13 protein-coding genes are annotated in these 17,715 nt (G+C 73.6%); 10 read left to right on the top strand and 3 right to left on the bottom strand.

What is annotated here, in order from left to right:
- The first annotated feature begins 11 nt into the window (after positions 1-11).
- Entirely contained in the window at positions 12-1,304 is a 1,293-nt protein-coding gene (locus ACZ5HG_RS17680; protein WP_464178769.1) for a DUF4190 domain-containing protein, read from the top strand.
- Position 1,305: 1 nt separating this feature from the next.
- A complete protein-coding gene (locus ACZ5HG_RS17685) occupies positions 1,306-1,953 on the top strand; it encodes a DUF4190 domain-containing protein (protein ID WP_464178772.1) in 648 nt (215 codons plus the stop codon).
- Between the two features lie 7 nt (positions 1,954-1,960).
- Here ACZ5HG_RS17685 and ACZ5HG_RS17690 read toward each other — a convergent pair whose 3' ends face one another.
- Positions 1,961-2,557, bottom strand: coding sequence for a TetR/AcrR family transcriptional regulator (locus tag ACZ5HG_RS17690; protein WP_464178774.1), 597 nt, complete (start codon positions 2,555-2,557; stop codon positions 1,961-1,963).
- Between the two features lie 147 nt (positions 2,558-2,704).
- On the opposite strand from ACZ5HG_RS17690, the gene ACZ5HG_RS17695 reads away from it, so the two are divergent.
- Both ACZ5HG_RS17695 and ACZ5HG_RS17700 read left to right on the top strand, forming a co-directional pair.
- Positions 2,705-4,963: an aryl-beta-d-glycosidase gene (locus tag ACZ5HG_RS17695; protein WP_464178776.1), complete on the top strand. Its 2,259-nt coding sequence runs from the start codon at positions 2,705-2,707 to the stop codon at positions 4,961-4,963.
- A 183-nt stretch (positions 4,964-5,146) separates the two neighbouring features.
- Positions 5,147-6,241, top strand: coding sequence for an FAD-dependent oxidoreductase (locus tag ACZ5HG_RS17700; RefSeq protein WP_464178779.1), 1,095 nt, complete (start codon positions 5,147-5,149; stop codon positions 6,239-6,241).
- A gap of 22 nt (positions 6,242-6,263) precedes the next feature.
- Here ACZ5HG_RS17700 and ACZ5HG_RS17705 read toward each other — a convergent pair whose 3' ends face one another.
- Positions 6,264-6,932, bottom strand: a complete 669-nt coding sequence (locus tag ACZ5HG_RS17705; RefSeq protein ID WP_464178781.1) for a DedA family protein — start codon at positions 6,930-6,932, stop codon at positions 6,264-6,266.
- Positions 6,933-7,102: 170 nt separating this feature from the next.
- Positions 7,103-9,700: an ATP-dependent chaperone ClpB gene (gene clpB / locus ACZ5HG_RS17710; protein WP_464178783.1), complete on the bottom strand. Its 2,598-nt coding sequence runs from the start codon at positions 9,698-9,700 to the stop codon at positions 7,103-7,105.
- 705 nt (positions 9,701-10,405) lie between these two features.
- On the opposite strand from clpB, the gene ACZ5HG_RS17715 reads away from it, so the two are divergent.
- The 6 genes from ACZ5HG_RS17715 to trmB all read left to right on the top strand — a co-directional run bounded on the left by ACZ5HG_RS17715 (position 10,406) and on the right by trmB (position 17,636).
- A complete protein-coding gene (locus ACZ5HG_RS17715; RefSeq protein ID WP_464178785.1) occupies positions 10,406-12,052 on the top strand; it encodes a glycosyltransferase family 2 protein in 1,647 nt (548 codons plus the stop codon).
- Complete coding sequence (locus ACZ5HG_RS17720; protein WP_464178787.1) at positions 12,045-13,739, top strand: glycoside hydrolase family 26 protein; 1,695 nt, start codon at positions 12,045-12,047, stop codon at positions 13,737-13,739. The genes ACZ5HG_RS17715 and ACZ5HG_RS17720 overlap by 8 nt, the downstream gene beginning before the upstream one ends.
- A 71-nt stretch (positions 13,740-13,810) precedes the next feature.
- Positions 13,811-15,226: a UDP-glucose dehydrogenase family protein gene (locus ACZ5HG_RS17725; protein WP_464178789.1), complete on the top strand. Its 1,416-nt coding sequence runs from the start codon at positions 13,811-13,813 to the stop codon at positions 15,224-15,226.
- A 226-nt stretch (positions 15,227-15,452) separates the two neighbouring features.
- Positions 15,453-16,235, top strand: a complete 783-nt coding sequence (locus ACZ5HG_RS17730; protein ID WP_464178791.1) for a VOC family protein — start codon at positions 15,453-15,455, stop codon at positions 16,233-16,235.
- Between the two features lie 38 nt (positions 16,236-16,273).
- On the top strand, positions 16,274-16,759 hold the full coding sequence (locus ACZ5HG_RS17735; protein WP_464178793.1) for a T6SS immunity protein Tdi1 domain-containing protein: 486 nt from the start codon (positions 16,274-16,276) through the stop codon (positions 16,757-16,759).
- A 100-nt stretch (positions 16,760-16,859) separates the two neighbouring features.
- Positions 16,860-17,636: a tRNA (guanosine(46)-N7)-methyltransferase TrmB gene (trmB, locus tag ACZ5HG_RS17740; protein WP_464178795.1), complete on the top strand. Its 777-nt coding sequence runs from the start codon at positions 16,860-16,862 to the stop codon at positions 17,634-17,636.
- Positions 17,637-17,715 lie beyond the last annotated feature (79 nt).

A 17,715-nucleotide genomic window follows, 5' to 3' on the forward strand; every position in this document is an offset into this window, starting at 1 on the left:
AGGTTCTGCGCATGAGCACGCCGATCTGGGGTCCCGGCCCCGGCCAGGACGACGACCGGCCCGACCCGTACGCCGCACCGAGCGGTGCCGACGCCCGGGGTGCCGACGGCCGGGGTGCCGGCGACCCGGGGACCGGCGAGCGGTTCGGCGGCAGCTGGGGCGCGGGCTCGGCGACCGGGTACCCGCAGGCGCCCGCGCCCTCCGGGTACGAGGCGCGCCCGTCCTGGGAGCAGGGCACGGCGGCGCCCGCCTCGGGATCGCCGTACGGTCCTCCGCCCGGCGGTGCCGCCCCGGCCACGCCGTTCGGCGCCACGCCCCCGTCGCCCTACGGCGCGCCGACCGAGGTCTCGCCCTCCGGCACGGCACCCGCCTCGCCCTACGGTGCACCCGTCGGCGCAGCGTCCACAGGCCTGCCGACCGCGAACCCCTACGGCGCCCCGCCGGCCACCCCCTACGGCGCTCCCCCGGTCGGCGCGGGCTACCCCGGCGGCGGCTACCCGGCAGGCGGCTACCCCGGCGCCCCCGCCTGCTACCCCGGCGCCCCGGCGGGCTACGGCGGCCCGTGGGGTCAGCAGCCGCCGCGCACCGAGCCGCTGGCCACCGCCTCGCTGGTCACCAGCCTCGCCTCCTTCCTGGTGACGCTGGCGGCGCCGGTGGGCCTCGGGCTGGGGATCGCGGCGCTGCGCCGGATCCGCCGCTCGGGCGACCAGGGTCGTGGCATGGCGATCGCCGGTGTCGTGGTCGGTGGCGTGATCACCGCGTTCATGGTGCTGATGGTGGTGTTCGCGGTGGTGATCCCGCTGTCGCTGAACGCGCAGGGGTCCCGCGACCAGGGCAGCACCAGCACCGAGACCTGGGCGCCGAGCGACGACACCGACGCCGCCGACGGCAGCACGTCGGACACCGTGCTCCCGCCCTACGCGCTGACGATCGCGCTGACTCCCGGCCAGTGCCTCGCGGACGTGCCGTGGGAGTACGACATGTCGGACGCCGAGGTGATCGACTGCGCCGCGACGCACGGCGCCGAGGTGCTGTCCACGGTCGAGCTGACCGCGCCGGTGTCCGTCGACCTGACCGTGACCGACCCGGCGTTCGACGCGGCGTACTACGCCTGCGAGGACCAGGCTGTCGCCCTGCTCGGCGGTCCGGTCGAGGAGACCGGCTACCTGACCGTGTTCACCCCGCACCCGGACCAGTGGGACGCCGGCGGGCGCACCGCGTACTGCCTGCTGGTGACGTCGGAGTGGGTCACCGGGTCGGTGGTCGGCGGGAACATGACCGTCGGCGCCGCGGTGGACATCTGAGGTGAGCGCCGCCGACCCGTACGGCTACCCGCAGGAGGCGTACTACGCGCCGGGGTGGCAGCCGCCGCGTCCGCGGGTGGAGCCGGTGGCGGTGGCCGCGCTGGTCACCGGGGTGGTGGGCCTCGGCCCGGTCGCGCTGGTGCTCGGGGTCGTCGCTCTGGTGCGGCTGCGCCGGTCGGACCGGCGGGGCCGAGGGCTGGCGATCGCGGGGACGGTGCTGGGCGTGCTCGGCACCCTGGCGTGGGCGGCCGTGGTGACGGTGCTGGTGGCGACCTCGATCGCGACGCGTCCGCTGCCGGCCGAGATCACCGACGCCCGGGACGCGCACGCCGTGCAGCTGGTCACCGGGTCGTGCGTGGCCGAGCTGCCCACGGGCGCCGAGGTGGACCGGGTGCGGGTGGTGCCCTGCGCGCAGGACCACCTGGCGCAGGTGATCACCGAGTACACCTTCGACGACCGCACCTGGCCGGGTGCCGAGGCGGCGCTGGACCGCACCTCGGCGGCGTGCTCGCTCACCGACCAGGAGCGCGCGGACGGCCTGCGGCTGGTCGCGTGGGCGCCGACCGAGAGGTCCTGGGCGGGCGGCGACCGCACGGGGCTCTGCCTGGCCGTCCACCCGGCGCCGGTCACGGGGTCGATGCTGGGCTGAGCGGCCCCTACAGGTCGACGGTGAGCTGCCCCTGCACGTGGGCCCGCAGCAGCGCGCCCATGTCGGTCGCGCCGTCCAGCAGCCACTGCACCTGCAAGCCGTCCATCACCGCGACCAGCTGCCGTCCGGCGGCGTCCGGGTCGACTCCCTCGCGGAGCTGCCCGTCCTGCTGCGCCTCGCGGTAGGCCTGCACGATCATGTCCACCGAGGTGCGGTAGCGCTCGACGAAGAAGTCGTGCGCGGGGTGGTCGGCGGCGGTGGCCTCCGCGGAGAGCACGGCGAACAGCTCGACGATCCCCCGGCGGTTGCTGTTGAGCACGCCGAGCTCCACCAGGCGGCGCAGGGCGGCGATCCCGTGGCTGTCGCTCAGCCCGAGCCAGGCGGTGTCGGCCTCGTCGCGCTGCGCCAGCACGGCCAGCAGCAGCGACTCCTTGGTCGGGAAGTGGTGCAGCAGTCCGGGGTGCGACAGCCCGCACCGGGCGGCGATCTCGCGCAGGGACGCCCCGCGGTAGCCGGCCTCGCCGAACATCGTCATGGCCTGGTCGATGATCTCCCGGCGCTTGGCCCGCCCCTTGGCGTACCCGCGCTCGACGTCGACGCTCATGTCGGCCTCCCCTTCTCGCCCTCGTCGGCGACTGGCGCACAGCGTCTCACAGCGCGCGCGTTCCCGGGCAGGAAAACCCGACCACATGGTCGGGATCAGGGTTATAGTCGGGTCCACCACAGATCCACCGCACGAGGAGGTGCCCCCATGTCCCACGTCTTCGACGTCGAGCGTGTCCTGGCCGAGCTCACCCTGGAGGAGAAGGCCGCCCTGACGTCCGGCTCCGACTTCTGGCACACCGAGCCGGTGGAGCGCCTCGGCGTGCCCGCCGTGATGGTGACCGACGGCCCGCACGGCCTGCGCAAGCAGGACACCAGCGCCGACCACCTCGGCCTGGGCGCCTCGGTGCCCGCCACCTGCTTCCCGCCCGCCGCCGCGCTGGCCTCCACCTGGGACGCCGACCTGCTGCACCGCGTGGGCGCGGCGCTCGGCCGGGAGACCCGCGGCAACGACGTCGCGGTGCTGCTCGGCCCCGGCGTGAACATGAAGCGCTCCCCGCTGTGCGGGCGCAACTTCGAGTACTTCTCCGAGGACCCGGCGCTGGCCGGCGACCTGGCGACCGCGCTGGTGCAGGGCATCCAGTCCGAGGGCGTCGGCACCTCGCTCAAGCACTACGCCGCGAACAACCAGGAGACCGACCGCATGCGCGTCTCCGCCGAGGTGGACGAGCGCACCCTGCGCGAGATCTACCTGCCGGCCTTCGAGCGCGTCGTCACGCGCGCGCAGCCGTGGACGGTCATGTGCTCGTACAACAAGATCAACGGCACCTACGCCTCGCAGGACCACTGGCTGCTGACCGAGGTGCTGCGCGACGAGTGGGGCTTCGAGGGCCTGGTCGTCTCCGACTGGGGCGCCGTGGTCGATCGCGTCTCCGCCGTCGCCGCCGGCCTGGACCTGGAGATGCCCGCCACCGGCGGTCGCACCGACGCGCTCGTGGTCGACGCCGTCAAGAACGGCGAGCTGGACGAGTCCCTGCTCGACATCGCGGTGCGCCGCGTGCTGCGGATGGTCGCGCAGGCGCTGCCGGGCCTGGCCGAGCCGGGCACGATCGACGTGGACGCCCACCACGCGCTGGCCCGCGAGGCCGCCGCCGACGGCTCGGTGCTGCTGAAGAACGACCCGGTCGACGGCGCCCCCCTGCTGCCGCTGACCGATGCCGCCTCGGCCGTGGTGATCGGCGAGTTCGCCCGCACCCCGCGCTACCAGGGCGCCGGCTCCTCGCAGGTGAACCCGACCCGCCTGGACGACGCCCTGACCGCGCTGCGCACCGCCACCGGCACCGACCTGCCGTTCGCCGCCGGCTTCTCGGTGGCCGGCGTCGAGGGCTCGCAGGACGCCGATGACGCCGCGCTGCTCGCGGAGGCCGTCGAGGTCGCCCGGGGCGCCGGGACCGTGCTGCTGTTCCTCGGCCTGCCCGCCCCCGACGAGTCCGAGGGCTACGACCGCACGCACCTCGACCTGCCCGCCAACCAGCGCGCGCTGATCGAGGCGGTCGCCGCGGTGAACCCCCGCGTCGTCGTCGTGCTCGCCAACGGCTCGGCCGTGTCGGTCGGCTGGCAGGACGCCACCCCGGCCGTGCTGGAGACCTGGCTCGGCGGTCAGGCCGGCGGCTCCGCGGTCGCGGACCTGCTGCTCGGCACCCGCAGCCCCTCCGGCCGCCTCGCCGAGACGATCCCGCACCGCGTGCAGGACACCCCGGCATTCGGCAACTTCCCCGGCGACAACGGCACCGTCCGCTACGGCGAGGGGGTGCTGATCGGCTACCGCTGGTACGACACCCGCCTGGTCGACGTCGCCTACCCCTTCGGCCACGGCCTGACCTACACGACCTTCGGCTACTCCGACGTCACCGCGACCGTCACCGGCGAGGGCCCGACCTCGGCGGTCGAGGTCACCGCGACGATCACCAACACCGGCGCCGTGCGCGGCGCCGAGGTGGTGCAGGTCTACGTGGGCGATCCGGAGGCCGCCGTGCTGCGCCCGGTGCACGAGCTCAAGGCGTTCGCGAAGGTCGACCTCGCGCCCGGCGAGCACCGCACGCTGACCTTCCGCCTCGACGCCCGCGACCTGTCCTACTGGCACCCCGGCCTGCGCCGGTGGGTGGTCGGCGGCGGCCGCACGGTGATCGAGGTCGGCGCGTCCTCCCGCGACATCCGGGGCACCGCCGAGGTCGCCGTCACCGGCGAGCCGCTGTGGGGCACGCTGTCGGCGGCCGACACCCTCACCGAGTGGCTGGCGCACCCGGTCGGCGCACCGATCGTGCAGGCCCGCCTGGACGGCGTCGAGCTCGACCCGATGATGGTGCCGATGATGGGCGAGATGCCGATGCGCGTGCTGGCCGGCTTCGGCATGGCCGGCTTCGACACCGCCGAGCTGGAGGCCATGGTGGCGCAGGCCGCCGCCTGATCCGTCCCGCAGACCGTTCGGCCCCGTCGCCCGCACCAGCGGTCGGCGGGGCCGAACGCATGACGGCGTGTCCGGGCTCACGTCCGCGCGGGCCGGTCGTCCCACCTGTGCGGGACGACCGGATGAGACCCTGGTGGCCACGGGCGCGAGGGGCGCGACCGGGCGTACGAGGAGGTCAGCACCATGGCAGCACCGCGGGTGGTCGTCGTCGGCGGCGGGTACGGCGGGTCCCGGGTGGCCTCCCTGCTCGACGACGTGGCCGAGGTCGTCCTGGTCGAGCCCAAGGACGCGTTCGTGCACGCCTCCGCCGCCCTGCGCGCGGCCGTGGACCCGGAGTGGGAGGACCGCGTCTTCTTCGGCTACGACCGGCTGCTGACGCACGGCTCCGTGGTGCGGCAGCGCGTCGAGCGCGCCACCTCCACCGGGGTCCGCCTGGACGACGGGCAGGCGCTGGACGCCGACTACCTGGTGCTCGCCACCGGCACCGCCTACCCGTTCCCCGCCAAGTTCATCGAGAGCGAGACCCACGTCGCCCGCGCCCGGCTGGCCCGGATGCGCGAGGGCCTGGCGCAGGCCGAGCGGGTGCTCGTCGTCGGCGCCGGGGCAGTCGGCCTCGAGCTGGTCGGCGAGCTGCTGGACGCCTACCCCGACCTGGCGATCACCCTGGTCGACCAGGAGGACGACGCGCTGTCCTCCGGCGACTACCTGCCCGAGCTGCGCAGCTCGATCCGCGAGCAGCTGGCCGACCGGAAGGTCGACTTCGTGCTCGGCTCACGGCTCGGCTACCTGCCGCCCTCCGACGTCGGCGTCTACGAACCCTTCGTGGTCGACACCGAGGCCGGCGTGCGCATCGAGGCGCAGATGTGGTTCCGCTGCTACGGCAACCTGCCCGCCGGCGACTACCTGGCCGGCGACCTCGCGGGGGTGCGCAACGGCCTGGGCGAGGTGCGGGTCGACCCCACGCTCGCCGTCACCGGCCACCCCGCGGTGTTCGCGGTGGGCGACCTCACCGACGTGCCCGAGTCCAAGCGCGCCTCGGCCGCCCGGGACCACGCCGACGTCGTCGCCGCGAACATCCGCGCGCTGATCGCCGGCGAGCCCGCCACCCGCACCTACGCCCCGGCGCCGGAGCGGATCGTGCTGCCGCTGGGTCGCACCGGCGGCGCCTCGCAGGTCGCCGACGAGCACGGGGAGCACCGGATCCTCGGGCCGGAGGAGACCAGCCGGATCAAGGGCGCCGACCTGTTCAGCACGGAGGTCGGCGCGCTGTTCGCGTGACGCCCGGCGGCGCGCCCGCGCCTCAGGCCGTGCGACGCCGACGGCGCAGGCGCGTCCAGACGAAGTGCACGACGACCACCACGATCGCCGCGTACACCGCGTAGTTCAGGTAGTCGGAGTAGTGCCCGACGTCCTCCCACTGCGCGCCGAGCACGTAGCCGGCGACCACCAGGGCGCTGTTCCAGACCGCGCTGCCGAGCGTCGTGTAGAGCAGGAAGCGCCCCATCGGCATGCGCTCGATGCCCGCCGGGATCGAGATCAGGCTGCGCACCACCGGCACGCAGCGCCCGATCAGCACCGCCGTGCCGCCGTGCCGGACGAACCACGCCTCGGCACGATCGAGGTCCTCGACCTCCATCAGCGGGATCTTCTCCAGCCACCGGCGGATCCGCTCGCGACCGAGGCCGGCACCGATCAGGTACAGCAGCCACGCGCCGAGCACCGCCCCCAGCGTCGCGCCCACGATCGCCCACGCCAGCGACATCCGGCCCTGGCTGGCGACGTAGCCGGCGACCGGCAGCACGACCTCGGAGGGGATCGGCGGGAACAGGTTCTCCAGCGCGACCAGCAGGCCGACGCCGATCGGGCCGAGGGCGTCCACGACGTCGACCACCCAGCCGGCGAGGCCGGTGAGCTCGGGGTCAGCGGACGCGGCGGCGGCCGGGGCGGTGAGGGCGAGGATCGTTCTCATCGCGATCGATCCTCGCACGCGCGCGTGCCGGCCACCTGCGCGCGGCCTGCGCCCGCCCGGACCCCCGCCCCACCTTCACCGAACCCGCACAGCAAGGTCGAGATCGCAGCAGATGTCGCTTCCCGGCGCGGGAAGGAGCATCTACTGCGATCTCGACGAGGGGCCGGCCCTCAGGCGCGGGTGAGCGTGAGGTGCTGGGCCTCGGGCTCGCGGTCGGCGCGGACGGTGTCGCCGTCGTGCACCTCGCCGGAGAGGATCATCCTGGCCAGGCGGTCACCGATCTCGCGCTGCACGAGCCGGCGCAGCGGGCGGGCGCCGTACGCCGGGTCGAAGCCCTCGATCGCCAGCCACTCGCGGGCGGCCGGGGTGACGTCCAGCGTGAGCCGGCGGTCGCGCACCCGGGCGGACAGCTGGCCGACCTGGATGTCGACGATCCGGGTGAGCTCATCCAGCGAGAGCGGGTCGAACAGCACCGTGTCGTCCAGCCGGTTGAGGAACTCCGGCTTGAACGCCTGCCTGACCTCGGACATCACGGCCTCACGCTTCGCAGCCTCGTCCAGCACCGGGTCCACCAGGAACTGCGAGCCGAGGTTCGAGGTGAGGATGAGGATGACGTTCCGGAAGTCGACCGTGCGGCCCTGCCCGTCGGTGAGCCGACCGTCGTCGAGCACCTGGAGCAGGATGTCGAAGACCTCGGGGTGGGCCTTCTCGACCTCGTCCAGCAGCAGCACGGAGTAGGGACGGCGGCGGACGGCCTCGGTGAGCTGGCCGCCCTCCTCGTAGCCGACGTAGCCGGGAGGGGCGCCGATCAGCCGCGCGACGGCGTGCCGCTCGGAGTACTCGGACATGTCGATCCGCACCATGGCGCGCTCGTCGTCGAACAGGAAGTCCGCGAGCGCCTTGGCGAGCTCGGTCTTGCCGACGCCGGTGGGGCCGAGGAACAGGAACGAGCCGGTGGGGCGGTCGGGGTCGGCGATCCCGGCGCGCGAGCGGCGCACGGCGTCGGACACGGTGGCGACGGCGGCGCGCTGGCCGATCAGCCGTTCGCCGATCACGTCCTCCATCCGCAGCAGCTTGGCGGTCTCGCCCTCCAGCAGCCGGCCGGCGGGGATGCCGGTCCACGCAGCGACCACCTCGGCGATCTCGTCCGGACCGACCTTGTCGGCGATCATCGGGGCCGCCGGGGTCACGACCTCCTCGGCCTGCTCGGCGGACTCGGCGGCCGCGATCTCCTTCTCGACCGCCGGGATCTCGCCGTACTGGAGGCGCGCGGCACCGGCGAGGTCGCCCTCGCGCAGCAGCCGGTCGGCGGTGGAGCGCAGCTCGTCCAGGCGCGCCTTGAGGTCACCGACCAGGTTGTGCCCGGCCTTCTCCTTCTCCCAGCGCGCGGTCAGCCCGGCCAGCTCCTCGCGGCGGTCGGCCAGGTCGGCGCGCAGCTTCTCCAGCCGCTCGGCGGAGGCGGGGTCGTCGGCCTCGGACAGCACGACCTCCTCCATCTCCAGCCGGGTCACGGCGCGCTGGAGCTCGTCGATCTCGATCGGGGAGGAGTCGAGCTCCATCCGCAGCCGGGAGGCCGCCTCGTCGACCAGGTCGATCGCCTTGTCGGGCAGCTGGCGGCCGGTGATGTACCGGTCGGAGAGCGCGGCGGCGGCGACCAGGGCCGCGTCGGCGATCGTCACCTTGTGGTGCGCCTCGTACCGCTCCTTGAGCCCGCGCAGGATCGCGACGGTGTCCTCGACCGAGGGCTCGCCGACGAAGACCTGCTGGAACCGGCGCTCCAGGGCGGGGTCCTTCTCGATCCGCTCCCGGTACTCGTCCAGCGTGGTGGCACCGACCAGGCGCAGCTCGCCGCGGGCCAGCATGGGCTTGAGCATGTTGCCCGCGTCCATCGCGCCCTCGCCGCCGGCGCCCGCGCCGACGACGGTGTGCAGCTCGTCGATGAAGGTGACGACCTCGCCGTCGGAGGAGGTGATCTCCGCCAGCACGGCCTTGAGGCGCTCCTCGAACTCGCCGCGGTACTTCGCCCCGGCGACCATGGCGGCCAGGTCGAGCGAGATCAGCCGCTTGCCGCGCAGGGACTCCGGCACGTCACCGGCCACGATGCGCTGGGCGAGGCCCTCGACGACGGCGGTCTTGCCGACGCCGGGCTCGCCGATCAGCACCGGGTTGTTCTTGGTGCGGCGGGACAGCACCTGGATCACGCGGCGGATCTCGGCGTCGCGGCCGATCACCGGGTCGAGGCGACCCTCGGCTGCGCGGCGGGTGAGGTCGACGCCGTACTGCTCCAGCGCCTTGTAGGTGCCCTCCGGGTTCGGGCTGGTGACGCGCGCGCTCCCGCGCACGGTCGGCAGGGCGGCGGCCAGCGCGTCCCGGGAGGCGCCCTGGGCGCGCAGGGCATCGGCGACACCGGTCTGACCTGCGGCGATCCCGAGCAGCAGGTGCTCGGTGGAGACGTAGTCGTCCCCGAGGGCGCGCGCCTCGGAGGAGGCCGCGTCGATGACGGTCGCGGTGGCCCGCGACGGGGTGGGCTGGCTGACGCTCGACCCGCTGGCGGTGGGCAGCCCCACCAGCACGGCACGCACCGCGCGCCCGAGGGCGACCCGGTCCGCGCCGACCGCATCGAGCAGGCCGTTCGCGACACCGCCCTCCTGGGCGAGCAGCGCGTTCAGCAGGTGCGCAGGCTCGAGCTGCGGGTTGCCGGCGGCCGTCGCCTGCTGGATGGCGTCGCCGATCGCGTCCTGCGACTTGGTGGTGAACTTCGCGTCCAACGTCCCCTCCGGTCGGTCGTGCACTCGTGGTCTCGGGACCGGTGGGATCCGCCACCGGCCTCTGGTCCAACCTCGACAGAGTTGAGCGTATTCCGCTCAAGTCTGTCCGTCGAGCGGGGGCGCGCGGTCGGCGCCCTCACCAGCGGTCGATGCGCCTGACGGGTCAAAGGTCATGACAGCCGGTCACAACGATGGAGCGCGTTCCAGTCACGGGTCGACGACCCCGCTGTCACAATCCGCGAACCCCTGCCGACACCCTCGCACGAGGCTCGGGCGCGACCGGTCTTCACCGCACCGACACGCGCCGGAAACCTCCCGGCTTGTCCGAACTGTGGACTTCTGATCAGCACAAACTCCCGCAAACCGGACAGGTCAAGAGTGAGGTAGGTCACAAAATCACCCGGAATCGGGGTCCGGGTTTGCGTCGTCGCCGACCGGTCCAACACTCTTGGGTCCACTCCCAGCGAGCACCGCACCGAGTCACAGCGATCGACCGATCAGACCGAGAGATCGCCCCTCCGAACGGGTGAACCCGACCCGCCACCGCAGCACCCCAGTCACAGCGATCGGCCACCACCGGCGACCCCGCCGGCGCGAACCCGCCGACCCGACCTCGACCCGGACCCCCCTCGGCGTCCGCACCCCCTGCACCCGCCGCGTCACCGTCGCCGCCGGCTCCGAACCCCGACCGCGCCGAGGTGAGCGATGTTCATCTTCATCCTGCAGATCCGGCACATGCTCGAGCACCAGGCCGAGCTCTACCTGTTCGCCGTCTTCTCCGCCCTCGTCTGGGCGCTCTGGATCCTCAAGGTCGTGCTGTCCCGGCGCTACCGCCCGTGGACCGCCGAGCACCACGAGACCACCAGCGTGATCGTCCCCGTGGTGGACGAGCCGCTCGACCTGTTCCGCGACGTGCTGACCCGCGTCACCGAGCAGCGGCCGGACGAGGTGATCGTGGTGATCAACGGCAAGCCGAACCCCGGCCTGGAGGCGGTCTGCGACGAGTTCGCCCCGCTGGTCCGCTGGGTGCACACCCCGATCCCCGGCAAGCGCAACGCGGTCAAGATCGGCACCGAGATGTCCCGCTACGACATCACCGTGCTGCTCGACTCCGACACCGTGTGGACGCCCGGCACGCTGCCCGAGCTGCTCAAGCCCTTCGCCGACTCCTCGATCGGCGGGGTCACCACCCGGCAGCGCATCCTCGAGCCGACCCGCTCCTGGATCACCCGCTGGGCCGACTGGCTGGAGAACTCCCGCTCGCTCTACTCGATGCCCGCGCAGTCGGTGCTCGGCCAGGTGGGCTGCCTGCCCGGCCGCACGATCGCCTTCCGCCGGCACATCCTGATCGACGTCATGGACGACTTCATGACCCAGCGGTTCATGGGGGTGTTCCTCGAGGTCTCCGACGACCGCACCCTGACCAACCTCACGCTCAAGCAGGGCTACCGGACCGTCTACCAGCACACGAGCCTGGTCTACACCGACGCCCCTCTGCAGGTGAAGAAGCTGTTCAAGCAGCAGCTCCGCTGGGCGCGCGGCAGCCAGTACAACACCCTGCGGATGCTGCCCTGGATGCTCGGGCACGCGCCGATCCTGGCGGTGTTCTTCCTGACCGACATCATCCTGCCGTTCCTTCTGGTCGGGACGATCGCCGGCTGGATCTACCGCTCGCTGAGCGGCACCGGCGTGAACCTCTACCAGGCGATGCTCGACTCCTACGGCGCGCAGGCCGGCTGGTTCTGGGTGATCGCACTGATGATCACCTCCTCGGTGCTCAGCATGGCGATCCGGCAGATCCGGCACCTGCAGGAGGTGCCCAGCGACTTCTTCCGGCTGCCGGTCTACATCATCGTCTCGACATTCTTCCTGATGCCGGTGCGGCTGCTCGGGTTCCTGCGGATGGCGCACGCCTCCGGCTGGGGCACCCGTGCCGGCGCCTACGCGGGCGGCGACCCGGGCACCGAGCCCGAGCAGCCGTCGAGCGGCGACCCCTCGCTGCTCACCGAGCTCGACCTGATGAGCCGGCCCGCGCCGGTGGACGTGGTGGACCGGGGCGACGGCGTCGGCTCGCTGCCGGTGCAGCGTGACCACGGGCCGGAGGGCGAGCCGGTGACGGTCGGCGCCCCCAGCACCACCGAGGTCGGCCCGGACGGCACGGTGCGCGTCACCGCCCCCGCCGCTGCTGCCGGGCTCGCCCCGGCGACCGCCACCGCCCCCGAGGGCCGACGAGCCGTCCGTGCCGCCGCCGCCCCTGCCCCCCGGTCCCGCCGCCGGCTCAACCCGCTCGCGGCCATCCCCTACGGGATCGCCGTGATCCTGTTCGCGCTGGAGGCGTTGCTCTATGTCTGACGCACCGATCAAGCTCACGTCCAGCACCGGCCGTGCCTGGTGGGCGCCGACCATGGGCCGGATGACCGTGAAGGCCCGGGTCGCCACCGTGTCGATCGTCGCGGCGCTGCTCGCGATCACCCTCGTGGTCTGGAACCTGCCCGGGGTGTCCTCGCTGGTCACCGGCGAGCCCGCCGGACCTACCGCCCGCGAGGCCGAGCTCGCCGCCGAGAACCAGCGGCTGGCCGAGCAGCTCCAGACCAGCCGCGCGCAGGCCGACTCGCTGCGCGACGTGCTCTCCGACGAGCAGGCCGCCCGGGAGAAGGGCGAGCAGGCCCGTGCCGAGGCGCAGGCCCAGCGCGAGGCCGAGGCCGCCGACGGCGGATCCGCCGCCGCCGGGTCGGGCTCCGGATCGTCCAGCCGGTCCGGGTCGTCGTCCTCCGGGTCGAAGAAGTCGTCCTCCGGGGACTCGCCGGCCAACGCGAGCCGGCCCGCCGCCGGTGCGGGTGCCGGGGCCGCCGCGCCCGCCGTGAAGCCGACCGCACCCGCCAAGGCGACGCTGCTCGACCCCGCGCAGCGGTACTTCGGGATGTACACCGAGCAGGCGCCGTTCAACTGGGCGACCTTCGACGCCGCGGCGTCCTCGGTGGGCCGCAGCCAGAGCATGGTCGGCTACTTCGGCGGCTGGGACGAGGACTTCCGCGCCAACGCCGTCACCCGGGCCTGGGAGCGCGGGCTGATGCCGATGCTGACCTGGGAGTCCCGGCCGATCGGCTCGGCCAACGACGTGGTGGACGAGCCGGAGTACTCGCTGCCGCGGATCATCGCGGGCGACTTCGACGCCTACCTGACGAAGTACGCGCAGGACGTCGTCGCCACCGGCCTGCCGCTGGCGATCCGCCTCGACCACGAGATGAACAGCATCTGGTACCCGTGGTCCGAGCAGACCGGGTCCGGCGCGTCGATCAACGGCAACAGCCCCGGCGACTACGTGAAGATGTGGCAGCACGTGCACGACATCTTCGAGGCGCAGGGCGCCAACCAGTACGTGATCTGGGTGTGGTCGCCGAACATCATCAACAACCTGCCCTCGGCGCTCCAGGGGATCGAGACCCTGCAGGGCCTGTACCCGGGCGACGCCTACGTCGACTGGGTGGGCGTCTCCGGCTACCAGCGCCCGCCGTACAAGACCGACAACAACAGCACGTTCTCGTACACCTACGACCGCACGCTGGACCAGCTCCGGGCGATCACCGACAAGAAGATCCTGCTGGCCGAGGTCGGCGCCTCCGAGACCGGCGGCACCAAGCCCGCGTGGATCACGTCGTTCTTCCAGGGCTTCGACCCCGGGGTCAACGACGACGTGATCGGCTTCGCCTGGTTCAACCTGGCCGTCTCCACCTACGTGTCCGGCGAGCTCGCCACGAACGACTGGCGCGTGACCTCCCGAGCGAACACCTTGGAGGCGTTCCGCCAGGGGATCGCCGACCCGGCGCGGAACTTCGGCGGCACCCCGAACGCCAACGCGCCGACGCTCGCCCCCTTCGCGGCGGCCACCGCGGCGCCGACCGCCACGGCCACCGCCACGGCCTCCCCGGAACCGACGGCCTCGCCGTCGCCCTCGGCCAGCCCGACCCCGACGCCCACCCCGAGCGCGTCGCCGTCCACGACCCCGACGCCCACGCCGACCCCGAGCCCGACGTCATGAGCCGGCGCCAGCGCCGACCCGGCGCCACCAGGCAGCACCCCGCACCCCGCCGCACACCCGAGGAGACCACGATGAACGACGCGTTCCTGTCCGCGGACGATCTCTCCGCCGCCGGACTCCCCCTCGACGAGACCGATCTCGACCTCGGCCCCGCACCCGTCGCCCCGATCCGGATCAGCGTCTTCGGCACCGGCTACCTCGGCGCCACCCACGCCGTCGCCATGGCCGAGCTCGGCTTCGAGGTGCTGGGCGCCGACACCGACCTCGGCAAGGTCGAGGCGCTGTCCGCCGGCAAGGTCCCGTTCTACGAGCCCGGGCTCGACCCGCTGCTCGAGAAGCACCTGGACACCGGCCGGCTGCGGTTCACCACCGATCTCGCCGCCGCGGCGGCCTGGGGCGACGTGCACTTCATCTGCGTCGGCACCCCGCAGATGAAGACCTCGCACGCCGCGAACCTCGCCTACGTGGAGTCCGCCGCGACCACGATCGCGCAGAACCTCACCAAGGACGCGCTGATCGTCGGCAAGTCCACCGTCCCGGTCGGCACCGCCGCGCGGCTGCGCACGCTGGTGGCCGAGCACGCCCCCGCCGGCGTGCGGGTCGAGCTGGTGTGGAACCCGGAGTTCCTGCGGGAGGGAAAGGCCGTGGAGGACACGCTGCACCCCGACCGCATCGTGATCGGTGGGACCAGCCCGCGGGCCGAGGCGACGCTGCGTGAGGTCTACGCGGGGCCGATCGCCGAGGGCACCCCGGTCGTCGTCACCGACCTGCCGACCGCCGAGCTGGTCAAGGTCAGCGCCAACGCGTTCCTCGCCACCAAGATCTCGTTCATCAACGCGATCGCCTCGGTGTGCGAGGCCGCCGACGCGGACGTCACCGTGCTCGCCGACGCCCTGGGCCACGACGCGCGGATCGGCCGGCAGTTCCTCGACGCCGGCCTCGGCTTCGGCGGCGGCTGCCTGCCCAAGGACATCCGCGCCCTGATGCACCGGGCGAACGAGCTCGGCGCCTACCGGGCGTCGGCGCTGCTCCAGCAGGTCGACGAGATCAACATGGGTCAGCGCGAGCGCGTGCTCGACATGACGGTCAAGGCCTGCGGCGGCTCGGTGCTCAACCACCGGATCGGCGTGCTGGGCGCGGCGTTCAAGCCGCACACCGACGACGTGCGGGACTCGCCGGCGCTGAACGTCGCGGCGGCCCTGCACCTGCGCGGCGCCCAGGTCACCGTCTACGACCCCGAGGCCGGCGACACCGCACGCCGCTCGTTCCCGACGCTGTCCTACGCCACCTCGGTGGACGAGGCGGTCGAGGGCACCGACGTGGTGCTGGTGCTCACCGAGTGGGACCAGTTCGTCACCGCCGACCCGGACCGGCTGGCCGGGCTGACCAACGCCCCGCGGGTGATCGACGCCCGGGGCAAGCTCGACCCGGGCCGCTGGCGCGACGCGGGGTGGGAGTTCGCCGGGCTCGGGCGCACCGCGGCCTGACGTCCACGAGGGCCGGGTGCCGGCCGGCGCGTCCCACGAGGGGGAGGACGCGGTGGCCGGCACCCGGGCGACGAGCGGCCCCGGCGGGGGTGGCGTGCGGAGGGCACGCCGGTCCTGCCGGGGCCGTGCTGCGTGCGGGGTCGCACCGGGCGGCGGCCGGGTCTGGTGGGTGTGGGTGCGCGGTGGTCTGATGGACGTCCACGGCAGCGTCGACGAGGGGGACCCCATGAGCGTGCACGAGACGACCTGGCCCGACGGCACGCCCGCCTGGGCCGACCTCGCCGTCCCCGACCTGGAGACCGCGCGACGGTTCTACCGATCGCTGCTCGGCTGGGAGTTCGACATCGGCCCCGCCGAGGCCGGGCACTACTCGACCGCGCTGGTCGGCGGGCGGGCGGTGGCCGCGATCGGCCCGGTGCCGCCGGGGGCCGAGGGCGCCCCGACCGCCTGGCTGACGCACCTCGCCACCTCCGACGCCGCCGCTGCCGCCGACCGGGCCGCCGCAGCGGGCGGGCAGGTGGTCGTCGCGCCGATGCCGGTGATGGACTTCGGCACGATGGCCGTGGTGCTCGACCCGACCGGTGCGGTGGTCGCGCTCTGGCAGGCCGGCAGCCACCACGGCGCCGCGCTGGTGAACGAGCCCGGCGCGATGATCTGGAACGAGCACCTGTCCCCCGCGTTCGGGCCCGCCAAGCAGTTCTACGGCGCCCTGTTCCCGTACACGATCAGCGACATGAGCGGCCCCGGCTTCGACTACGCCACCCTCGACCTCGACGGGCACCAGGTCGGCGGGATCGGCGGGTCCTCCGCTGCCGTGGGGGCGTGGGAGGTGTACTTCGCCGTGCGGGACACCGACGCCACCGCGGCCGAGGCGGAGCGGCTCGGCGGCACGGTCGCGCACCCCGCGCAGGACAGCCCCTACGGGCGGATGGCCGGGATCACCGGACCGTTCGGCGAGCGGTTCTGGCTGATGTCCACCGACGACCCGAGCAGCCCGCCGGTGTCCTGACCGGGACGTCCTCGGACATTTCCCCTAGCGTGGTCCGCATGACGCCGCTGTTCCGCCGCTCGCGCACGCGGGCCGACGACGCCACCGAGGTCCCGCTCGCGCCCTACCGGATGCTCGCCGAGCCCGCCCCGATCACCGCGCTCGACACCTGGCCGCGCCTGCACGAGCAGTACACCCACGTGGTCGGCTGGTCGCTGCTCGGTCACGGGTTCCTCGTGAACACCGAGACCGGTGAGCACGCCGTGCTGCACCCGCTGGCCGACGGGCTCAAGAGCTACGGCTCGTTCGCGTCCACCGCCGACTTCCGCGCGCAGGTGCTCGACGACGAGGGGTTCTGCGACTACGTGCTCCAGCCATGGCTCGTCGAGCGGGTGCGCGCCCGGATCGGCGACCCCGCGGAGAACCAGGTGTACATGCCGGTGCCCTACCCGTTCCTCGGCGGCTCCGGCGAGCCCGAGACCTACGACATGGGCGACGTGTGGGTGTTCTGGTCGATCGTCGGCGGGATGTTCCTCGGCGACTGAGGCCGGTCACCGGGAGCGGACGGGCGGGTCGGACGTGACCGTCCGGCGTGCGGCCGGGGCAGCGAGCCGGACCAGCGGTCGACGCCAGTAGGCTCGCCGGGTGCCCGCGCCCGACGACCCGCAGCCCGTGCCGACCGACCGGCCCGGCGACGCGTTCCGTCATCCCGCGCAGAGCGCCGGCGAACCGGTCCGCACCTTCCACCCGCGCCGGGCGACCCTCGGCGAGCGCCGCACCGACGCGCTGGCCCGCCTGTTCCCGCTGCTCGGCTTCTCCGTGCACGACCCGGACCTCGGGCTCGCCCCGGTCGACGCCACCGGCCACCTCGACGCGGTCCGGCTGTTCGGCCGCACCGCCCCGCTGGTGCTCGAGATCGGTTCCGGCATGGGGGACGCCACCGTCGCCATGGCCGCCGCCGACCCCGGTCGCGACTACCTCGCCGTCGAGGCGCACCTGCCCGGCATCGCCAACCTGCTCGCCCTGGTGGAGGACCACGGGCTGACCACCGTGCGGGTGGCCTACGGCGACGCCCTCGACCTGGTCCGCCGCACGATCGCCGAGGGATCGCTGGACGCGGTGCACGTGTACTTCCCCGACCCCTGGCCGAAGGCCCGCCACCACAAGCGCCGGATCGTCGCCGGCCCGCACGTCGCCCTGCTGCGCAGCCGGCTCGTCCTCGGCGGCACCCTGCACTGCGCGACCGACTGGGAGCCCTACGCCGAGCAGATGCTCGAGGTGGTCGCCGCCGACCCCGGTCTGACCAACCCCTCCGGAGGGTACGCCCCGCGCCCGGCGTCCCGCCCGGTCACCCGTTTCGAGCGCCGCGGGATCGACGCCGGCCGCACGATCCACGACGTGATCGCCGTCCGCACCTCCTGACCCGCGCCCCCACGCACACCTCCCGACGCCGAGCTTGCGCGAATGCCTGCTTCCCGCGCGCTGAAGCCTGCATTCGTGC

It is taken from the genome of Cellulomonas sp. GTC20042, from assembly GCF_055389595.1.